At 68.4% G+C, this 16,436-nt stretch carries 16 protein-coding genes and 1 pseudogene; 4 read left to right on the top strand and 13 right to left on the bottom strand.

The window, feature by feature from the left end; translation table 11 throughout:
- Positions 1-28: 28 nt before the first annotated feature.
- The 6 genes from BKH32_RS10600 to BKH32_RS10575 all read right to left on the bottom strand — a co-directional run bounded on the left by BKH32_RS10600 (position 29) and on the right by BKH32_RS10575 (position 4,428).
- Positions 29-652 (bottom strand): NADPH-dependent F420 reductase, encoded by a 624-nt coding sequence (locus tag BKH32_RS10600; RefSeq protein ID WP_075250009.1) that lies wholly within the window; start codon positions 650-652, stop codon positions 29-31.
- Positions 653-809: 157 nt separating this feature from the next.
- Positions 810-1,796, bottom strand: a complete 987-nt coding sequence (locus tag BKH32_RS10595) for an ABC transporter substrate-binding protein (RefSeq protein ID WP_075250008.1) — start codon at positions 1,794-1,796, stop codon at positions 810-812.
- Positions 1,793-2,473 carry an ABC transporter permease gene (locus tag BKH32_RS10590; protein ID WP_075250007.1) on the bottom strand — a complete coding sequence of 227 codons (681 nt, stop codon included), beginning with the start codon at positions 2,471-2,473 and terminating at the stop codon, positions 1,793-1,795. The genes BKH32_RS10595 and BKH32_RS10590 overlap by 4 nt, the downstream gene beginning before the upstream one ends.
- Positions 2,470-3,150, bottom strand: coding sequence for an ABC transporter permease (locus BKH32_RS10585; RefSeq protein ID WP_075250006.1), 681 nt, complete (start codon positions 3,148-3,150; stop codon positions 2,470-2,472). The genes BKH32_RS10590 and BKH32_RS10585 overlap by 4 nt, the downstream gene beginning before the upstream one ends.
- Positions 3,147-4,016, bottom strand: a complete 870-nt coding sequence (locus BKH32_RS10580; protein ID WP_075250005.1) for an ABC transporter ATP-binding protein — start codon at positions 4,014-4,016, stop codon at positions 3,147-3,149. The genes BKH32_RS10585 and BKH32_RS10580 overlap by 4 nt, the downstream gene beginning before the upstream one ends.
- A 235-nt stretch (positions 4,017-4,251) precedes the next feature.
- Complete coding sequence (locus tag BKH32_RS10575; RefSeq protein WP_256691646.1) at positions 4,252-4,428, bottom strand: hypothetical protein; 177 nt, start codon at positions 4,426-4,428, stop codon at positions 4,252-4,254.
- A 123-nt stretch (positions 4,429-4,551) separates the two neighbouring features.
- Here BKH32_RS10575 and BKH32_RS10570 point away from each other — a divergent pair, with 123 nt between their 5' ends.
- Complete coding sequence (locus tag BKH32_RS10570; protein ID WP_075250004.1) at positions 4,552-5,325, top strand: DeoR/GlpR family DNA-binding transcription regulator; 774 nt, start codon at positions 4,552-4,554, stop codon at positions 5,323-5,325.
- A 15-nt stretch (positions 5,326-5,340) separates the two neighbouring features.
- On the opposite strand, the gene BKH32_RS10565 is transcribed toward BKH32_RS10570, so the two are convergent.
- Positions 5,341-5,787, bottom strand: coding sequence for a VOC family protein (locus BKH32_RS10565; RefSeq protein WP_075250003.1), 447 nt, complete (start codon positions 5,785-5,787; stop codon positions 5,341-5,343).
- Positions 5,788-5,990: 203 nt separating this feature from the next.
- On the opposite strand from BKH32_RS10565, the gene BKH32_RS10560 reads away from it, so the two are divergent.
- Positions 5,991-6,758, top strand: a complete 768-nt coding sequence (locus BKH32_RS10560) for a DeoR/GlpR family DNA-binding transcription regulator (protein ID WP_075250002.1) — start codon at positions 5,991-5,993, stop codon at positions 6,756-6,758.
- A gap of 79 nt (positions 6,759-6,837) precedes the next feature.
- Here BKH32_RS10560 and BKH32_RS10555 read toward each other — a convergent pair whose 3' ends face one another.
- From BKH32_RS10555 to BKH32_RS13300, 3 genes and pseudogenes are all read right to left on the bottom strand, one after another.
- Positions 6,838-8,667, bottom strand: a complete 1,830-nt coding sequence (locus tag BKH32_RS10555; protein WP_075250001.1) for a subtype A tannase — start codon at positions 8,665-8,667, stop codon at positions 6,838-6,840.
- A 231-nt stretch (positions 8,668-8,898) separates the two neighbouring features.
- Positions 8,899-10,335, bottom strand: a complete 1,437-nt coding sequence (gene fumC, locus BKH32_RS10550) for a class II fumarate hydratase (protein ID WP_075250000.1) — start codon at positions 10,333-10,335, stop codon at positions 8,899-8,901.
- 281 nt (positions 10,336-10,616) lie between these two features.
- A pseudogene (locus BKH32_RS13300) lies at positions 10,617-11,490 on the bottom strand (cytosine permease); the annotation flags it as partial.
- A 262-nt stretch (positions 11,491-11,752) separates the two neighbouring features.
- Between BKH32_RS13300 and BKH32_RS10535 the strand changes: the two are divergent.
- A complete protein-coding gene (locus BKH32_RS10535; protein ID WP_075249998.1) occupies positions 11,753-11,941 on the top strand; it encodes a CsbD family protein in 189 nt (62 codons plus the stop codon).
- A gap of 86 nt (positions 11,942-12,027) precedes the next feature.
- On the opposite strand, the gene BKH32_RS10530 is transcribed toward BKH32_RS10535, so the two are convergent.
- The 3 genes from BKH32_RS10530 to BKH32_RS10520 form a co-directional block, all read right to left on the bottom strand.
- Entirely contained in the window at positions 12,028-13,239 is a 1,212-nt protein-coding gene (locus BKH32_RS10530; protein ID WP_075249997.1) for an RCC1 domain-containing protein, read from the bottom strand.
- A gap of 38 nt (positions 13,240-13,277) precedes the next feature.
- Positions 13,278-13,925: a peptidase gene (locus BKH32_RS14635; protein ID WP_075249996.1), complete on the bottom strand. Its 648-nt coding sequence runs from the start codon at positions 13,923-13,925 to the stop codon at positions 13,278-13,280.
- Between the two features lie 164 nt (positions 13,926-14,089).
- Positions 14,090-14,767, bottom strand: coding sequence for a ferritin-like fold-containing protein (locus BKH32_RS10520; RefSeq protein ID WP_075249995.1), 678 nt, complete (start codon positions 14,765-14,767; stop codon positions 14,090-14,092).
- A 322-nt stretch (positions 14,768-15,089) separates the two neighbouring features.
- On the opposite strand from BKH32_RS10520, the gene BKH32_RS10515 reads away from it, so the two are divergent.
- Positions 15,090-15,854, top strand: a complete 765-nt coding sequence (locus BKH32_RS10515) for a hypothetical protein (RefSeq protein WP_256691639.1) — start codon at positions 15,090-15,092, stop codon at positions 15,852-15,854.
- The last annotated feature ends 582 nt before the right edge of the window (positions 15,855-16,436 follow it).

Genomic DNA, 16,436 nt, shown 5'->3' with positions numbered 1-16,436 from the left:
CCTACTGACGCGACCTCTTACTCGAGCCTCACTCAGGCACGACGGCGAGGCCGCCGGTCCAACCGATCTGCTCCGTGACGGCCAGGGCGATGTTCAGCGCCCCGAGTGCCTCCAGACGCTCCGCCCGCTTGAGCTCGCCGGCGTCGGCCCACGTCAGTCCGGCGGCCTCGACGAGCGAGCGCAGGCTCGCCTTGGCCTCCGCGGAGTCGGAGGCGGCCAGAACAGTGGCCGGGCGAGCGCCGATGGTGCCGGTCGCCAGGACGGCGGCGAAGACGGTGTTGAAGGCCTTGACCACCTGGGCGTCCGGGAGCCTCACGGCTAGCTCGGCGCTCGCAGAGCTACCGGCCGGTACGAGAGAGTCGAGGGTGGTGAAGTCCAGGGGGTTGGTCGGGTCGACGACGACCTTGCCGGCGAGGGCCTGTGCGCCGTAGGTGGCGATGACCTCGTCGATGGCGGCGTAGGGCAGGGCGAGGACGACGATGTCACCGGTCAGGGGTGAACCGATCTGGGCGACGTCGACGCCCGAGAGGTTGGAGGCCTTGGAGGTGTCGCGCACCAGGACCTGAGTGCCGGCACCGGCCTTGACCGCCAGACCCGCGACCGCTGATCCGATGTTGCCGGCGCCGATGATGGAGATGGAGGGGACGGACATGAGAGCTCCTTGGTGTTGTTGGTGGACGAACAACTGAACCCTCTCATGCACACCAGCTTTCCAATAGAGAGTGACTGTGTGCAAAAGATCACTGACCTGTCGTCGCGCACGCTCTCTGCCTTCACTGACACTCTGAGCACCGCGGGCCTCTCACCGCTCAGAGCAGCTTCTTGGAGGTGAGCCAGTCGGTGGCGATGACCTTGGAGCTGAGCTTCTCGCCGGTGGAGCGCTGGTTGAGGGAGCGCAACTCGTCGGGGGTCAGCAGGGCCGAGACCCGGTTGATGGCGGTGGCCGCGATGGCCGGCAGTGAGGCGGAGACCAGCGGGGTGACGTTCTGCGGGAGGATGAGCATCTGGGGGTCGGAGAGGATGACGAGGTCCTTGACCCCGATGACGGGGTCGGAGGAGTAGATGTCGGCGACGTCGACGGTGCCGTCGGTGAGGGCCTTGACGGTCAGCGGTCCGCCGGAGTCCTCCACCGGCGTGACGGAGGCGTCGACGCCGTAGACGGCCTTGAGGCCCTTGGGACCGTAGGGGCGGGTGGCGAACTCCGAGTTCGCGGCGATCGTGACGGGCCGCCCCAGTGAGGCCAGGTCGCCGATGGAGGTCAGGGAGTGGGCCTGGGCGGTGGCCTTGGTGACGACCAGGGAGTCCTGGTCGGTTGCCTCGGCCGGGGTCAGGACGGTCAGCGAGTGCGGCAGGGTCTTCAGCAGGCTGTCCTGGATGGAGGCGGTATCGCTGGCGGTGCGGGAGGCGGTCGCGGCAGTGGGGCCGCCTGAGGCGGAGGTCTTGCTGTAGTACTCCAGCAGGTTGCCGCCGTACTCGGGGATGACGTGGATCTTGCCTGCCTCGAGCTCGGGCAGATAGACCTCCCGCTGGCCGATCTGATACTCGCGAGTGACGCTCAGACCGACCTTCTCCATCATCTGGGCGTAGAGCTCGGCGATGATCTCGTTGGAGTAGTACTGCTGGCTGCCGACGATGACCGGGCCACCGGAGTAGCCCCCCGAGGCTTGGTCGACGGCGAAGGGATCGGTGTCGGAGCAGGCGCTCAGGGCGAGCAGGGCGCCGGTCGCGCCGACGCAGGCCAGCAGCCCGCGTCGCGTCAGCTGCTTGCCGGGGCGCGGGTTGGACGGTGCGGTCATGCTGATTCCTTCCGGTGCTGCCGGGCACCCGGGGGCGTGACGCCCCATTGGATGAGGGCGAAGATGGCCTCGGAGGCCAGGGCGAGGGCGATGACCAGGAGCGCCGAGGCGAGCATCATGACGTAGTCCTGGGTCTTGAGGCCCAGGAACATGAGCCGGCCGAGCCCGCCGGCGCCGGTGTAGGCGGCCAGCGTGGCGGTGGAGATGACCTGGAGACTGGCCGAGCGCAGCCCGCCGACGAGCAGCGGCGCCCCCAGGGGGATCTCGACCCGGCCCAGCACCTGCAACTCGCTCATGCCGCTGGCTCGAGCGCCGTCGACAGCCATGGTGGAGGCCGCCCGCACCCCGCTCATGGCTCCGGCCAGGACACTGGGCAGGGCCAGGATGATGAAGGCGATCATGGGGGCGCTCAGCCCGACCCCGAGCACGAGGCCGAACAGCGTGATGAGGCCCAGGGTGGGCAGGGAGCGGGCCGCGCCACTGAGCGGTTGCACCCAGGTGCGCCCGCGTCCGGTGTGCCCCACCCACCAGCCGGCGGGGACCCCGATGAGGGCGGCGATGAGGACACCGGCCAGGGAGTAGAGGATGTGCTGGACCAGCAGCGGGCCGATCCCCATGGCCCCGCTCCAGTGAGCGGGATCGGCGATGTACGCCAGTGCGGCCAGGACGAACCTCACGCCTTGCCCTCCTGGTTCTGTGAGGCGGCTGGGCCGGCTTCGGCACGCTTCCAGGTCCAGGGAAGGCACAGCCACCCCAGCGCGAGGACGAGCCCGTCCAGGACGAGCGCCAGGGCCGCGGTGGCCACCAGGCCGGTGACGATCTCGGCGGTGATGCCACGCTGGAAGCCGTCGGTGAACAGCCAGCCGAGGCTGCGCACACCGAGGACCGCCCCAACAGTGGTCAGCGAGATCGTCGAGACCGTCACCACCCGCAGGCCCGTGAGGATGGCGGGGCCCGCGAGCGGCAGCTCGACGGTGAGGAAGCAGCGCAGGCGCCCCATGCCCATGGCGGTGGCGGCGTCCAGGACGCGGGCGTCAACGGCGTCGAGCGCGTCGGCGGTGGCCGGCACCAGGAGCGCCAGCCCGTAGAGGGTCAGGGCCACGATGACGTTGAGCGGGTCGCGGATGCCGGTGGCCAGGATGATGGGGAGGATGACGAACAGGGCCAGGGAGGGGACGGCGTAGAGCAGCGAGGAGCCGGTCACGAGCACGGCGCGCAACAGGCGGGCGGTGCGGGCCAGCCGGGCGATGGGGATCGCCAGGACGAAGGAGGCGATGATCGCGGGAACCGCCTGGAGCAGGTGGGCCAGCAGGTGCCCGGCGATGGTGGGCAGGTTGGCCAGGACCCAGCTCATGCCCGCTCCTCCGCCTCCGTGGAGGACTCGTCGGTCAGGCGCCCGACGGCGCGGCCGGCCCGATCCAGGACGATCCGGGACTCGGCGACGTCCGTGAGCCTCAGCTGGCGTGCGGCGTCGTCGAGGCCGAGGAAGCGGGCGACGAAGTCATCGGCCGGGTCGGCCAGCAGCTGGGGGCCGCTGCCGCGCTGGGCGACCTGGGCGCCTTCGCGCAGGAGGATGATCTCGTCGCCCAGAGCGAGGGCCTCGTCGACGTCGTGGGTGACGAAGATGATGGTCTTGCCCAGCTCGGCCTGGATCCGGACCATCTCGCGCTGGAGATCGCGGCGCACGAGGGGGTCGACGGCGCCGAAGGGCTCGTCCATGAGGAGCACCCCCGGATCGGCGGCCAGGGCCCGGGCGACACCGACCCGCTGGGCCTGGCCGCCGGAGAGCTGATGGGGGTAGCGTCCGGCCAGGTCGCGGTCGAGGCCCAGCATGTCCATGAGCTCGAGCGCCCGCTGCCGGGACTCATGGCGCCCTACGCCTTGAAGGCTGGGCACCAGGGTGATGTTGTCGATGACGCGCCGGTGTGGCAGCAGCCCCGCGTTCTGCATGACATAGCCGATGGAGCGGCGCAGGGCGACGGCGTCACGGGCGGCGACGTCCTCGTCATCGATGAGGACCCGGCCGCTGGAGGGCTCCACCATGCGGTTGACCATGCGCAGCAGGGTGGTCTTGCCGCAGCCGGACGATCCCAGCAGGACGGCGGTGGTGCCGGCCTCGATGCGGGCCGTGAAGGAGTCGACGGCGGGAGAACCTGATTCGGGGCCCCTCCCGGCCGGGTACGACTTGGTGACGGCATCGAAGGTAATGGTGCTGCTCATTGCAGGTGCCGGGTGTCCTCTCATGGCCTCTGACGGCGCGTCCCGTTGGCGTATCGCCACCGTACCAGCCGCCACCTGCCGATCTGCCAGGTGTTGGCTTTTCCCAAGATGATTGGTGCAGGATTGAAAGCAAACACCCAGGTGCTCACCATCTACACGTCGATGGAGTCGACGAGCTGCTCCCACTCAACACCGCGGCAGTGCACGCTATTCCCGCACTGCGTGACTGAGGTGCTCAGGCCGCCAGCGACACGGCCTCATCGACTCGGAAGTCCCCCTTGAGCAGGGCCTGGACACCTTGCGCGTAGGAGCTTGCCGCAGGTCCAGCAGTCTGTTCCAGCACGCCCTCCAGCCAACAGGAGTAGGCGGCGCTGACGGCATTGGCAACATGGTTGAGAGCATTTCCGATCATGATGATCTCCTCGGTAAATCACGGGTGTATCAACGAGTTCTGCGTCGATCCCTGTCGACACCCACTACTGTAGGAGACCATATGATCATTCAGAATCTTCATTTCAACGTAAAGTGATCATCCATGAGTACCTTCTCCCCCACCAGCCGTCAGCGTCAGATCCTCAAGAGCCTGAGCACGACGACGATCATGAGCGTGAACGCCCTGTCGCGACTCACCGGCGTCTCCGGGGTGACGATCCGTCGCGACCTGGCAGAGCTCGCTCACGAAGGCCTGATCACCCGCGTTCATGGCGGCGCCCTGCGCGCGCCTCGACGCGGTGCCGGCCAACCGATCTCCCTGCGCCGCAGCGAGGATCTGGAAGCCAAGAGGGTGCTGGCCCGAGCCACAGCAGCACTCGTTGATGACGGGGAGAGCGTCATCATCGACAACGGAACTACCTGCGAGATGGTGGCTGAGAACCTCGTCGGGCGCGACATCCGGGTCCTGTGCCTGTCGCTGTCGGCGGCTGCGACGCTGGCCTCCGCACCCGGCCCGGTCGTCACCGTCCCCGGGGGGATCGTTGAGACCGACACGCTGGCGATGCTGACGACGACCGCAGTCGACGCCGTGCGCCGTTTCCGCGCCGACGTGGCCGTCCTGGGCGCCTGCGCGGTATCAGCGCAAAGCGGCCTGACCTGCACCGAAGATCATGACGCCGTCCTCAAGGCGGCCATCATCGGTTCATCATCCCGGTGTCTCATGCCGGCTCCGCCACGCAAGCTGACACGCTCGTCCACCTACGGCTTCGGCACGCTGAGCGACCTGGACACCCTGCTGACGACGACCGACATCGACCCGGAAACGCTGACAGGCTTGCGGGAGGCAGGCGTCTCCGTCGAGGTGCACGACGTGTAGAGACCTCTCCCCGGATCAGAAGGTCGGGCGCAGGGCGACGTCGTCGGAGTAGTCGGAGGCGACGAGCTCGACACGGTTGCCCTCGGGGTCGAGCACGGTGGCCTCGTAGTATCCGTCACCGGTCTGGCGAGGTCCGTCAATGACCGGCACGCCGGCCTCGGACATGTGGGAGGCCAGGCGGTCGACGTCCTCACGCCCGGGCAGGCCGAAGGAGACGTGAGCCCACCCCAGCTGGGCGGCCTCGCAGTGCTCGGCGAGCTCAGGACGGGTCATGATCTCCAGGCGGGTTCCCCGCTGGACCGCCGGGGTCTCAGCGAAGTGGAGGATGTGGGTGCGCAGGCCGGTCCTCGGGTTCTCATAGAGGCCGTTGGCGTGCCCGTCGAACCAGTGGGAGTAGAAGTCGCGGGCGCTGTCGAGGTCGGCGACCCAGATGGCGACGTGGTCGAGGTGAGGCATGGTCATTCCCTTCCTGACGGCGAAGAATCACTGCCGACGACCAGAGATGATCGTACGATCACTCTTCCCGACAGCGATTTTCCGGCATTGAATCAACGGATTTCCGGAGTTCCGATCCGTTGACACCAACGGTAGAAGACCATACGATCATTGTCATTGCTCGTTCTCCAGCAAAACGATCGCCTCGTTGCCGCCGATGCGGAGGAAGCATGCGCGACAGTCCTCACGAGAGGCGCCGTACGATACTGCGCGCCCTGAGCCCCACCACAGTCCACAGTGTGCAGGCGCTGTCCCGGCTGACCGGGGTCTCGGTCATCACCATCCGCCGGGACCTGGCCGAGCTGGCCCACGAGGGCCTGGTGACCCGGGTCCACGGCGGCGCTTTGCGTGCACCGCGCCGTGGGGCCGCCCGGCCGGCCTCCATGCGTCGCAGGCAGGATGTGGAGATCAAGCGCCGTCTGGCACAGGCCACCGCCGAGCTCATAGAGGACGGGGAGGCGGTCATCATCGACTCCGGGACCACCTGCGAGATGGTGGCCGAGCAGCTCGCCGGCCGCGACATCCGGGTCCTGTGCCTGTCGCTGGGCGCCGGTGCAGCAGTGGCCTCCGTGCGTGGAGCCGCAGTGACCATCGCGGGCGGCCCGGTGGATCCGGAGTCCCTCTCCCTGTTCTCCGCCGAGGCGGTCGAGGCGGTGCGCGCGTTCCGCGCCGACGTCGCGGTCCTGTCCACCTGCGCCGTGTCCACCCGCGAGGGCCTGACCGTCATGGAGTCCGACGACGCGATGGTCAAGCGCGCCATCATGGCCTCTTCCACCCGACGCGTTCTGCCGACCGCACCGAGCAAGATCACCCAGACCAGCACCTACCGGTTCGGGCGTATCGAGGACCTCGACACGCTGCTGACAACAAGCCAGATCGCCCCCGACACCCTTGAGGAGATGCGGGGCGCCGGAGTCGACGTCGTGCTGTGCGACTGACAGTGAACGACCAGGACCGGGTCGGAGCGGAGCGACTCGGCCCGGGAGGCTCCAGGATGTCCCCCGGAGCCTCCCGGGCTCAGGAGGCCGCCTGCTTGGTCACCCAGGCGATGAAGTTCTCCTCGCCGGTGCCGGTCAGCTCGGCCATCGTGTGCCCCTGCCCCCAGACGGTGGCGAAGTCGACGTTGCCGGCTCCGGCCTGCTGGAGCGCCAGGGCGAGATTCACCTCGACGGTGGAGGCCGTGTCGCCCTGGGCGATGCCGGTGCGGATGCGCCAGGCCGGAGCAATGGTGGAGCTGCCTCGCCCCTTGGAATCCTGGGTGAGGTAGTACAAGGGGTCGTACATCGCCACACGCGTGACCATGTCGGTGCCGACCGAGTCCTTGGCGGCCAGGTCCTTCTCGTAGGCGGCGACGCCGTAGCCCTTGTTCCAGCCCGACAGGCTCGCGTACCTGGACTGCCCCTTGGAGATGACCTCGCGGCTCAGGGAGGAGAAGTGCTGCTTGTTCTCCCCCGAGCCCATGACGAGGTTCTCGGTCTGGGCACGGTCAACACCGTCGAAGGCCCCCACGTCCTTGGATGCGTTCTTCTGGGAGGTGACGAAGCCCTGCAGGCCGGTGATCGTCGCAGTCTTCTTGGAGGCGTCGTAGGTGACCCACTGGGAGGAGGAGTTGAGGAAGGCGATGTACTCCTCCACCGTCTTGTAGGTGGTGGACTCACCACTACCCTGACTGCCGCCTCCGGGCGTCCCGCCCTTGGGGGGCGTGCCGCCGGCGTCACTGGGCGGGGTTCCCGACGGCGCCCCGCCGCCCCCGCCGGGCTCCATCCCCGCCATCTCGGTGGAGGAGGGCGTGTAGGGGAAGGTGGTGGCCGCCAGGAAGTCGTTGAGGGACTTCTGGATGACCGCCACGAGGTGGTCGTAGTAGGAGCCCGACAGGTAGGTGCCCTGGGAGGAGGACTCCAGGGTCAGGGGCTTGCCCTGGGAGTCGGTGAGCTTCAGCCCGTTGAGGTAGGCGGGGAAGGCGGCCGCAAGGTCCTGGGAGTAGGCCCGCGTCCAGGTGCCCTCGGCCCGGGTGTCGGAGGAGGCGAACTGCCCCATGTTCCACTCGTAGGCGGCGTTGGCGCCGTCCAGGCTGGTGATCGGGCACCAGCACATGGCTCCGGCGACGGCGTCGGACAGGGCCTTGCCGCTGGTGTCAGTGGTGGCGGCCCCCAGGACGGCCAGGTAGGGGGCGAACAGCTCGCTGTCCCCCGAGGCTCCGGCGACGGCGCTCTGCGCCCCTCCCCCGCTGTGCCCGAAGACGTAGACCTTCGCGGCGTCGCCGGGCACGGCGGCGGAGTTGTAGCGCCGGTAGCGCACGGCGGCCTTGAGGTCGGCAACGCCCCAGGGCGCGTTGCCGGAGTAGGTCTGAGAGTTGGAGTCCTTGCCGCGCAGACCGGCGTGGACGTAGATGAAACCGGCCTCCATGTAGGCCTTGATGGCGTCGTAGGAGTACTCCGTGGGCGGCTTCTGGGCGGAGTATCCCGGGGTGTTGACCGGCAGAACGGTGGGTGCGGTGGCGGCGGTGAAGCTGCCGACGGCGCCCGAGGCGTTGACGGTGACCGTGTAGGTGCCGTTGCCGTTGTCCTTTCCAGTGAAGTAGGCGCCGGGCACGTAGATGCCCAGGGTCTCGTAGTCCGAGGCCTGGGGCGTGGCCACGTAGCGCAGCCCCAGCTGGTAGTAGACCTTGTGCTCCGCGTCGTAGCGCCAGGCGGCGTGGTCCAGGGCGAGCTTGGCGTCGGTGGGGGCCTGCGACGAGGCCGTGGAGGAGGCCTGCGCGGTGGCGCCTCCGATGGAGCAGGCCCCCAGTCCCAGGAGTCCTGCCGTGGCGGGCAGTGCGGCAAGGATGGTGCGTCGGGGCAGGTTCATCGTGGTTCCCTCCGGCACAGTCAGTCGCGTGCCTCGCTCGGGTGTCTGCGTACGTGGCTAGCACATCACCTTAAGGCAAGGACGGTCCCAGGACGCGCCTGTGCCGCTTCTGTGAGTCGGCTTCCGCCTGATGACGGGCGCGACAGAATACGGGCTCGGCTCGCGCGCACGACGGCGCCGCCCTCGAGAGAAGAGCGGCGCCGTCGTCGGCTTGAGGGGCAGTCCTGAGGATCAGTCCTCAGCGGCGCTGGGGTGAGTCATGTCCATGGGGACGACCCACTTGTCGAACTCCTCGGCGGTGACGAAGCCGAGCTCGAGGGCGGACTCGCGCAGGGACAGGCCCTTGTGGTGCGCGTTCTTGGCGATCTTGGAGGCCTTGTCGTAGCCGATGTGGCGGTTGAGGGCCGTGACCTGCATGAGGTTGGTCTCCAGGTTGGCCTCGATCCGCTCGGTGTTGGGCTCGATGCCGTAGGCGCAGTGGGTGTCGAAGGAGACGCAGGTGTCACCCAGGAGCTGGATGGACTCCAGGACGCACCAGGCCATGACCGGCTTGAAGACGTTGAGCTGGAAGTTGCCCTGGGATCCGGCGAAGCCGACGGTGGCGTCATTGCCGAAGACCTTCGTGGCCACCATGGTCATGGCCTCGCACTGGGTGGGGTTGACCTTGCCGGGCATGATCGAGCTGCCGGGCTCGTTCTCCGGGATGATGAGCTCGCCGATGCCGTTGCGGGGGCCGGAGGCGTACCAGCGCACGTCGTTGGCGATCTTCATGAGGGCGTCGCCCAGGACCCGCAGGGCGCCGGAGACCTGGACCAGGGCGTCGTGGGCGCCCAGGGCGGCGAAGAGGTTGTCCGCCTGGGTGAACTCGATACCGGTCTCCTCGGAGATCTTCTTGGCGCACAGTGCCCCGAACTTCGGGTGGGCGTTGAGGCCGGTGCCGACGGCGGTCCCACCGATGGCCAGCTCGCGGGCGCGGGAGTCGGCGTAGCGGATGCCGTCGAGGGCGAAGTCGATCTGGGCGACCCAGCCGCTGATGACCTGGCCCAGGGTGATGGGGGTGGCGTCCTGCAGGTGGGTGCGGCCCACCATGACGACGTCGGCGTAGGCCTTGGCCTTGGCGTCCAGGGTGTCGCGCAGCTGCTGGACGCGCGGGTACATGGCGGCCAGCTCGTTGACGACGGCGATGTGCATGGCCGTGGGGAAGGTGTCGTTGGAGGACTGGCCGCGGTTGACATGGTCGTTGGGGTGGACCGGGGTCTTGGAGCCGCGCTCGCCGCCGGCCAGCTCGATGGCGCGGTTGGAGATGACCTCGTTGGAGTTCATGTTGGACTGGGTGCCCGATCCGGTCTGGAAGACGACGAGCGGGAACTCGGCGTCGAGGTCACCGGCGATGACCTCGTCTCCGGCCTTGGCGATGAGCTCGGCGATGTCGGCGGGCAGCTCGCCGAGCTCGGCGTTGGCCAGGGCGGCGGACTTCTTGAGGATCCCCAGGGCCTTGATCATGGGACGGCCCCACACGAAGGTCTCGCGGCCGATGTCGAAGTTGTGCAGGCTCCGCTCGGTCTGGGCTCCCCAGTAGCGGTTGGCGTCCACCTCGATGGTGCCCATGGAGTCGGATTCGGTGCGGGTCGTGACAGCCTGGTTGGGCGTCTTTGCATCAGTTGTCATAGGTGCAAGGTTAGGTGCTCGCGGTGCCTGGCGTGCGAGGACAGGCGTCCCAGACACGTCTCAGATCGCTACCGGCCGACGACGCTCATGGTCGTCTCGGCACCAGCGGCGTTCCTGGCAGCCAGTGGTGGGACGCCGGCTGCCGTGCTGTGCGTCAACTGCGCAGGCAGCCGCCGGCGTTGACCAGAACGGCCCCGCGTACGCCGGCAAGCCACCGATCGGTGTCTCAGATGTCATGACACCCGAAACTCCCAGAAGCCATGAGACAACACAGAGGCGTCGTCGGACGTGAAGAGGGCCTCCTCGTCGTAGTCGCGCCTGCGCAGAATGACCTCCGCGACCATGACTCCGGCCCAGGCGGCGATGACGACCCCGAGGGTGGTGAGGAACCCTTGGAAGGGACCGAGGAAGTCGTCGGCACCGAAGATGACGGCGATGGCGCCCACGGTCATGATGGTGGCGTCGATGGAGGTGGCCACGTGCCGGCGCGCGGGCAGGCCGGTCGCCAGGAGCGACAGGCCCAAGGAGTACAGATCCATGATGATGATGATGCCGGCCAGCCCCAGGATGGCGACGATCGCGAAGGGGACGAGGAACCATGTGGGCAGGATCGTGGCCAGGGCGCCGATGGGGTCGGTGTTGATGGCCTGGCCGAGCTCGGCGTCGGAGCCCACCAGGAGGATGCCGAAGAGGACGAGCACCACGCAGGGCAGTGCCGATCCCAGAGCGGTCCGGCCGATGACGCCGGTCATCGAGGCCTTGCGGGGCAGGTAGCAGGAGTAGTCGGCGGCGGCATTCACCCAGCCGAGGCAGAAGCCGGCGGCCACCATGACCAGGGCTCCGACGTAGGCCGCGGGGCCGCCCGACGGCAGGGCCGGGGTGGGGCGCCGCCTCGTCTTCCCAGGACGGCCACGGCACCGCACAGGAGGAAGGAGACGATGACACCGACGCTGCCGCGACGACCGCCTGCCAGAAGGACAGTCCGAATCCGAGGACCCGGGCGCCCCAGGACAGTCCCAGAACGGAGATGTTGGCCACGAACCAGATCATGAAGAGATCGCTCGGTCGCCCCTTGCGATCAGACTCGGAGATGACGTCAAGACCGACGTTCTCAACGCGGGTAGCGGCGGGGGCGTCCGCAGATGCACTGCTCATGGGCAATAGACCTCAGTGTCAGTATCAGGACGCTCTCGAATGAGAGGTGTCTGAAGTCCATGGACGCTGAGATGTGGCGAACGACGCCGGAGAGACGAGCCGAGCAACCGCATCCCAATAAAATAGGATATGTCATACGCTTTAGGTAATCTCCATAGAAACTCTCACTGGATACCGGGTGTTGTCTCAGCTGTACATATGTATAGTCGAACCGTCCTCCACGTCTCCGCCTCGCGGAGACTCACCATGGAAAGGAGCTCTCATGAGCGACAACGGAACCTTCGACAGGATCGCCGGCAAGGCGAAGGAGGCCGCAGGCAAGGTCACCGGTAACAAGGAGACCGAGACCGAGGGCAAGCTCCAGCAGGCCGAGGGCAAGATCAAGGAGGTCGCCGAGGACGCCAAGGACACTATCCAGGACGCAGTCAACCGCCTCAAGGGCGACAAGTAGAGCCAAGTAGAGCGTCGTCGCGACATACGCCGAGCGCCCAGCCCCCCGAAAGGAGGCTGGGCGCTGTCGTATTGTCGATGCCGCTGTCAGCTGTCGGCGGGAATGAGGGTCGGCGCCACGTTGACCACGCTCTGCGAGGGGTCGGCCTGCCCCCAGGAGTTGTTCCCCCAGGTCCAGGTCCCCTTGTCAACCGTGGCCCACGTGTCGTAGCCGGAGGTGCCGATCTGGGTGGCCCCGTTGATCTTGTCCACCTGCACCAACCCTGACGGGGTGTCGGAGACAGTGCCGTTGACCTGCCCGTAGCGGTTGGAGCCGAAACACCAGACTGTGCCTTTGGTGAGTGCGCAGGTGTGCTCGTAACCGGAGACGAGCGCGGTGGGAGCGGCCGGCAGCTTGCCGACCTCGACGGCCTGGTTGACCAGCGCCTCATTCGTCTTCTTGCCGAGCTGGCCGACCTCGTTGGCTCCCCAGGCGTAGACCTTGCCCGAGTCGTCCACGGCCACGGCGAAGCCCTTGCCCACGCTCAGCGCCGAGACCTTGACCTTCTCCAGCCCGGGCACCGCCGTCGGCGAGACACGTGCACCCTGAGTGTTGGCCTGGGCGTCAGCACCCCAGCAGGAGACTCCGGTGCCACCGGAGGAGCAGACAAAGGAACCACTGCCGGCACGCAGCACCGCAGGCTTCGTGGCGGCCTGAGCCGCGGCGGCGGAGGACGACGGAGCCGCCGCATCCTTGCCGGGCCACAGCCAATGCCCTCCCAGGGCGCCCCCGGCCAGCCCGAGGACGAGCACGCTGGCCGCCACGACCGGAAGGACCCACCCGCGACGTGGAGCACTGCGCGGCTGCTGGGAGACATCGCTCTGAGGCGCCTCCATCTCAGTCACCGCCGGCAGTGGCTGAAGCCTGTAGCCCTGCGGTTGAGGCTGCGTCGGCGTGGCCATCTGCGGCTGGGGCGGCCCGACCTCAGTCGGCTGCTGAGCAGGCTGAGTCGGCTGAGCCGCCCCGTAGTCCACAGTGTCGCCACGGACCTCGTCGCCTCTGAACGCACCATCAGAGGCCACGAGATCTCCAGGCGCCCCATACAAGGGCACAGGCTCCTGAACGGGCACCTGCTGCTGAGCAGGCGGGTACCCGGCAGGCTGCTGAGGGGAATATCCGGCAGATGCTGCGATCTGTTCGAGCTGCGCACGCTGCTCAGGCGTCCAGGCGTGTCCGGCGACGAGAGCCTCCCGAGCACGCTCAGGACTGCCGCCGATGAACCACAGCACCCTGTCCCCGTCGAGCATCCGGTCATCCATGGGCCAGACCTCTCCTCAACGTCAAGGACCGATGCGCGTCAGTAGGTCAGCCTGCGGCGCGCCATGAGCATGGCGGCGCCTGTTGCACCGGCGCCCAGCACCATCCAAGCGGCGGTCGTCCCCGCACCGGTCTGGGCGAGGGTGGAGCGACCTGCAGTGGCAGTGCCTCCCTGGCCGGAAGCGGCCTGCTCGCGCGGAGCAGCGGCCTGCCCACCGGGGGCATCCGCGGAGCCCTGGGGGGCATTCCCCTCGGAGGCCGCGGGAGCGCCGCCCTCAGAGGACTGCTCAGGGGCCGGGGCCTGCTGCTCGGGAGCCGCCTCAGAGCCGGCAGGATTGCCCTGCTGCTGACCGCCCTGGTTCTGCTGGGGCTGCTCAGCCGGGGCCTCCGGCTTGTTCCCCTGCTGCGCCGCAGCATTGTTGGCACCCGGAGCCTGGGGAGAGGCCTTGTCTGGGTCTTTCTCGGGGGCAGGATCGGGGGCGGGCTTGGGAGCGGGCTTGCCGCCGTCGGGGGTGGGGACGGCCGGGGAGGGGTCCTTGGGCTGGGGAGCGTCAGCCTTCGCGCCGCCGGCCTGCGCCGCCGCCTGCTCGGCGGCAGGAGCCGGGGTCGTCTCAGCAGCAGCCGCACCGACCGGGACAACGGACAGGGCAACGGCCGCGGACGCGGCCATCCATACGCTTCGCTTCATGGGAACTCCTTCAGACTGAGAGCCGCGGCTCTCACGTCGGGTTACGAGGATGTGGATGCGGCCACCTTACCCACCGCAGCCCGGGTCCTGTCACGCTACCGACACGGGCACTACTCCACTGTTGGACACTTCACATCCCCGCGCGGCGGGGACGGTGGAAAAAATCAGACCCTCAGGCCCAGCCCTCTCATGCGAGAGACCGCCCCCTGGGACAGCACCGAGTGGAGCTGCTCCTGAGCCATCGAGCCGAGAAGCTCGGGGAACTGCCCCAGGAGCCTCTGGAAGGTTCCGATCTCCTCACCGATGACGCGCCGCCCCCACAGGCCCAGTCGGGCGGCCAGCTGCGGGTCGGCCGCGACGACCTCCTCCAGCTCGGCGACGGCGTAGGTGCTGATCGGGTCCTGACTGAGCTCATGGACGAGTCCGCTGCGCAAGGGGTCTTCCAGCGACTCGCTCAGCGCCATCCCGAAGTCGATGAGCAGCCCGAAGGTGATGTAGGTCTTGAGCAGGCGCTCGGCCCAGTCCAGTGGACGCAGGCGCTCGTCGAAGTCGCCCAGGACGTCAGTGAAGCGCTCGGCCGCTCCCAGGGCGTCGATGCCGTGAGTTGAGGCCAGCTCCACGACCCGGTCGAAGGAGGCGACCTCCCAGGCGCTCATGCGCAGCAGGTCGACCCGGGCCGTCATCTGCGGCGCCCGGTCGGCATCCTTGGCGTAGCGGGTGCAGGCAGCGGTCCGGGAGATCGCGACGACGCCGACGACGGACAGCTCGTGGGGACCGACCTGCATCGGGGTGGAGGCGCTGGGCTGAGGTGACGGAGTCGGCATCTGAGGCATGACCACCATCGTAGCCAGCCCGCCATCCAGTTGCCGGCCACCAGCAGCGTCACGAGGCAGCCCCTGCCACCTGACGCACTCGGAGACATCCCAGGGCCGCCCACCAGCGTTGATCGACACGCCCCGGCCGCCCGTGCCGGCTCCGCACACGAGTCAGCGGCACTGTTGAAGCCTGAGGGATCGACTCCAGCAGGAGCGAGTCCTGCTGATCGGCGGTCATTGACGCCGGCTCCGCTCCGCTGCCCGCGAGGCTTATTCACGGAGTCAGCCGACGCCAGCATCTTCGCAGGTCACATCACCTTCAACGGATGCCGTGAATAAACCTCGGGGGATGAAAAACTCCCCCAGTCCGAGAAACACCACGCACCCCAAATATCCTTCCTGGTACACCGACGTCGTCGACGGGCACACGATCATCAGCCACGGCGGCACCACGATGGAGTACATGACGCACCTGGCCATCGACAAGGAGTCGGGCGAGGCCGTCATGGTCTACACCGGCCAGAGCACGGACGGTACCGCCGCCGCGCTCGCCGCGATGCTCCTGACCGATGGGCAGAAGGTTTTAACGGCGTGTCTGCCGGTGCCGGCCGAGATGCTGCTCCGGGGCATGATTCTTGGCATCTTCACCGTCCTGGCGCTGGTTATGGGCCTGTACACGGCTGCCCGCGCGGTGAGCGCGCCCAGCCGTATGGCGGTGGTCTGGCGCGTGTCCGCGCTCCTGGCCTGCCTGGCGGCGGCCGTGGCCTCCGGGCCCTGGGCGCACGTGCCCGCCTGGATCCTGGCGGTGGCGTCGCTGCCCGGCCTGTACGGGATCGTCCGGGGCGTGACGCTGTGGCCGGATCTGCCCGCCCTGCCGCGTCACCGACGCCTGGCTCGGCCGGACGCAGGTGGTGCTGACTGTCGCCTTCGTCGCCGTCCGCCTGGTCGTCGTCTGGCCCAGGGCCTGAGCCGGCCGCGCCTGGCCTCGCCTTCGCTCCCCACGCCGCGTCTTGGGGCCCTGACCCCGCCGACCTCGGGCGGAAGGAGTGAAGGCGACGCCGGCTCTTCGACGCTCACCACCGATTCAGGTCCTGAAAACTGTCACCATGAGTGATCGTCGTTTCTCCGCGCTGGCGCCGAGGCGGGCGCGGCCGGCGCTCGGAGTACTGGGCCGGCAACGACGGGGGCTGGCGCACGAGTCTCTTTCCGGGGTTTTCCACAGGGTGGTGTTGGGGTCTGGTGCGGGGGTGTTGGGGCGGGTAGTGTCAATACACCGCTTGGACGGGCAGTGTTGCCCGGCCGGGCGGGGTATGGAGTTGTTTCGGCGGCGAGGAGGCTTCCGCGATGAGTGCGTCCCTACGATCCCCCAAGCCCGTGGGTGCCCGGGAGCCGGTATCCGGCCCTGGCCAGGTTGCCATGTCGGAGCGACACCCTGCTGCGTACAGACGTCGCGGTAGGCGGGAACTCAATGCTCCCAGCGAGCCCGCGGAGCGGGCAGCGCTGCGGAGAGGGGAGGGGCGGCCGAGCGGCCGGTCAGCCACTCCGGGGCAGCGTCCCGCCGCGCGCGACCGTCAAGCTGGGCTGGGCCTTGATGGCGCTGGCGGGCACATGGGGCAGTCTGCGCTGGCGGTACGGCCGGAGCAGCTGAGTGCGCTGGTGCTGCCGGGGCACAGGTCTCGGCCCGGGGCTCGGTCCG

Origin of the sequence: Actinomyces oris (assembly GCF_001929375.1) — a bacterium.
GTDB lineage: Bacteria > Actinomycetota > Actinomycetes > Actinomycetales > Actinomycetaceae > Actinomyces > Actinomyces oris_B.
The sequence above is the reverse complement of the archived record's forward strand: the minus strand, read 5'-3'. Positions and strand labels throughout refer to the sequence as shown.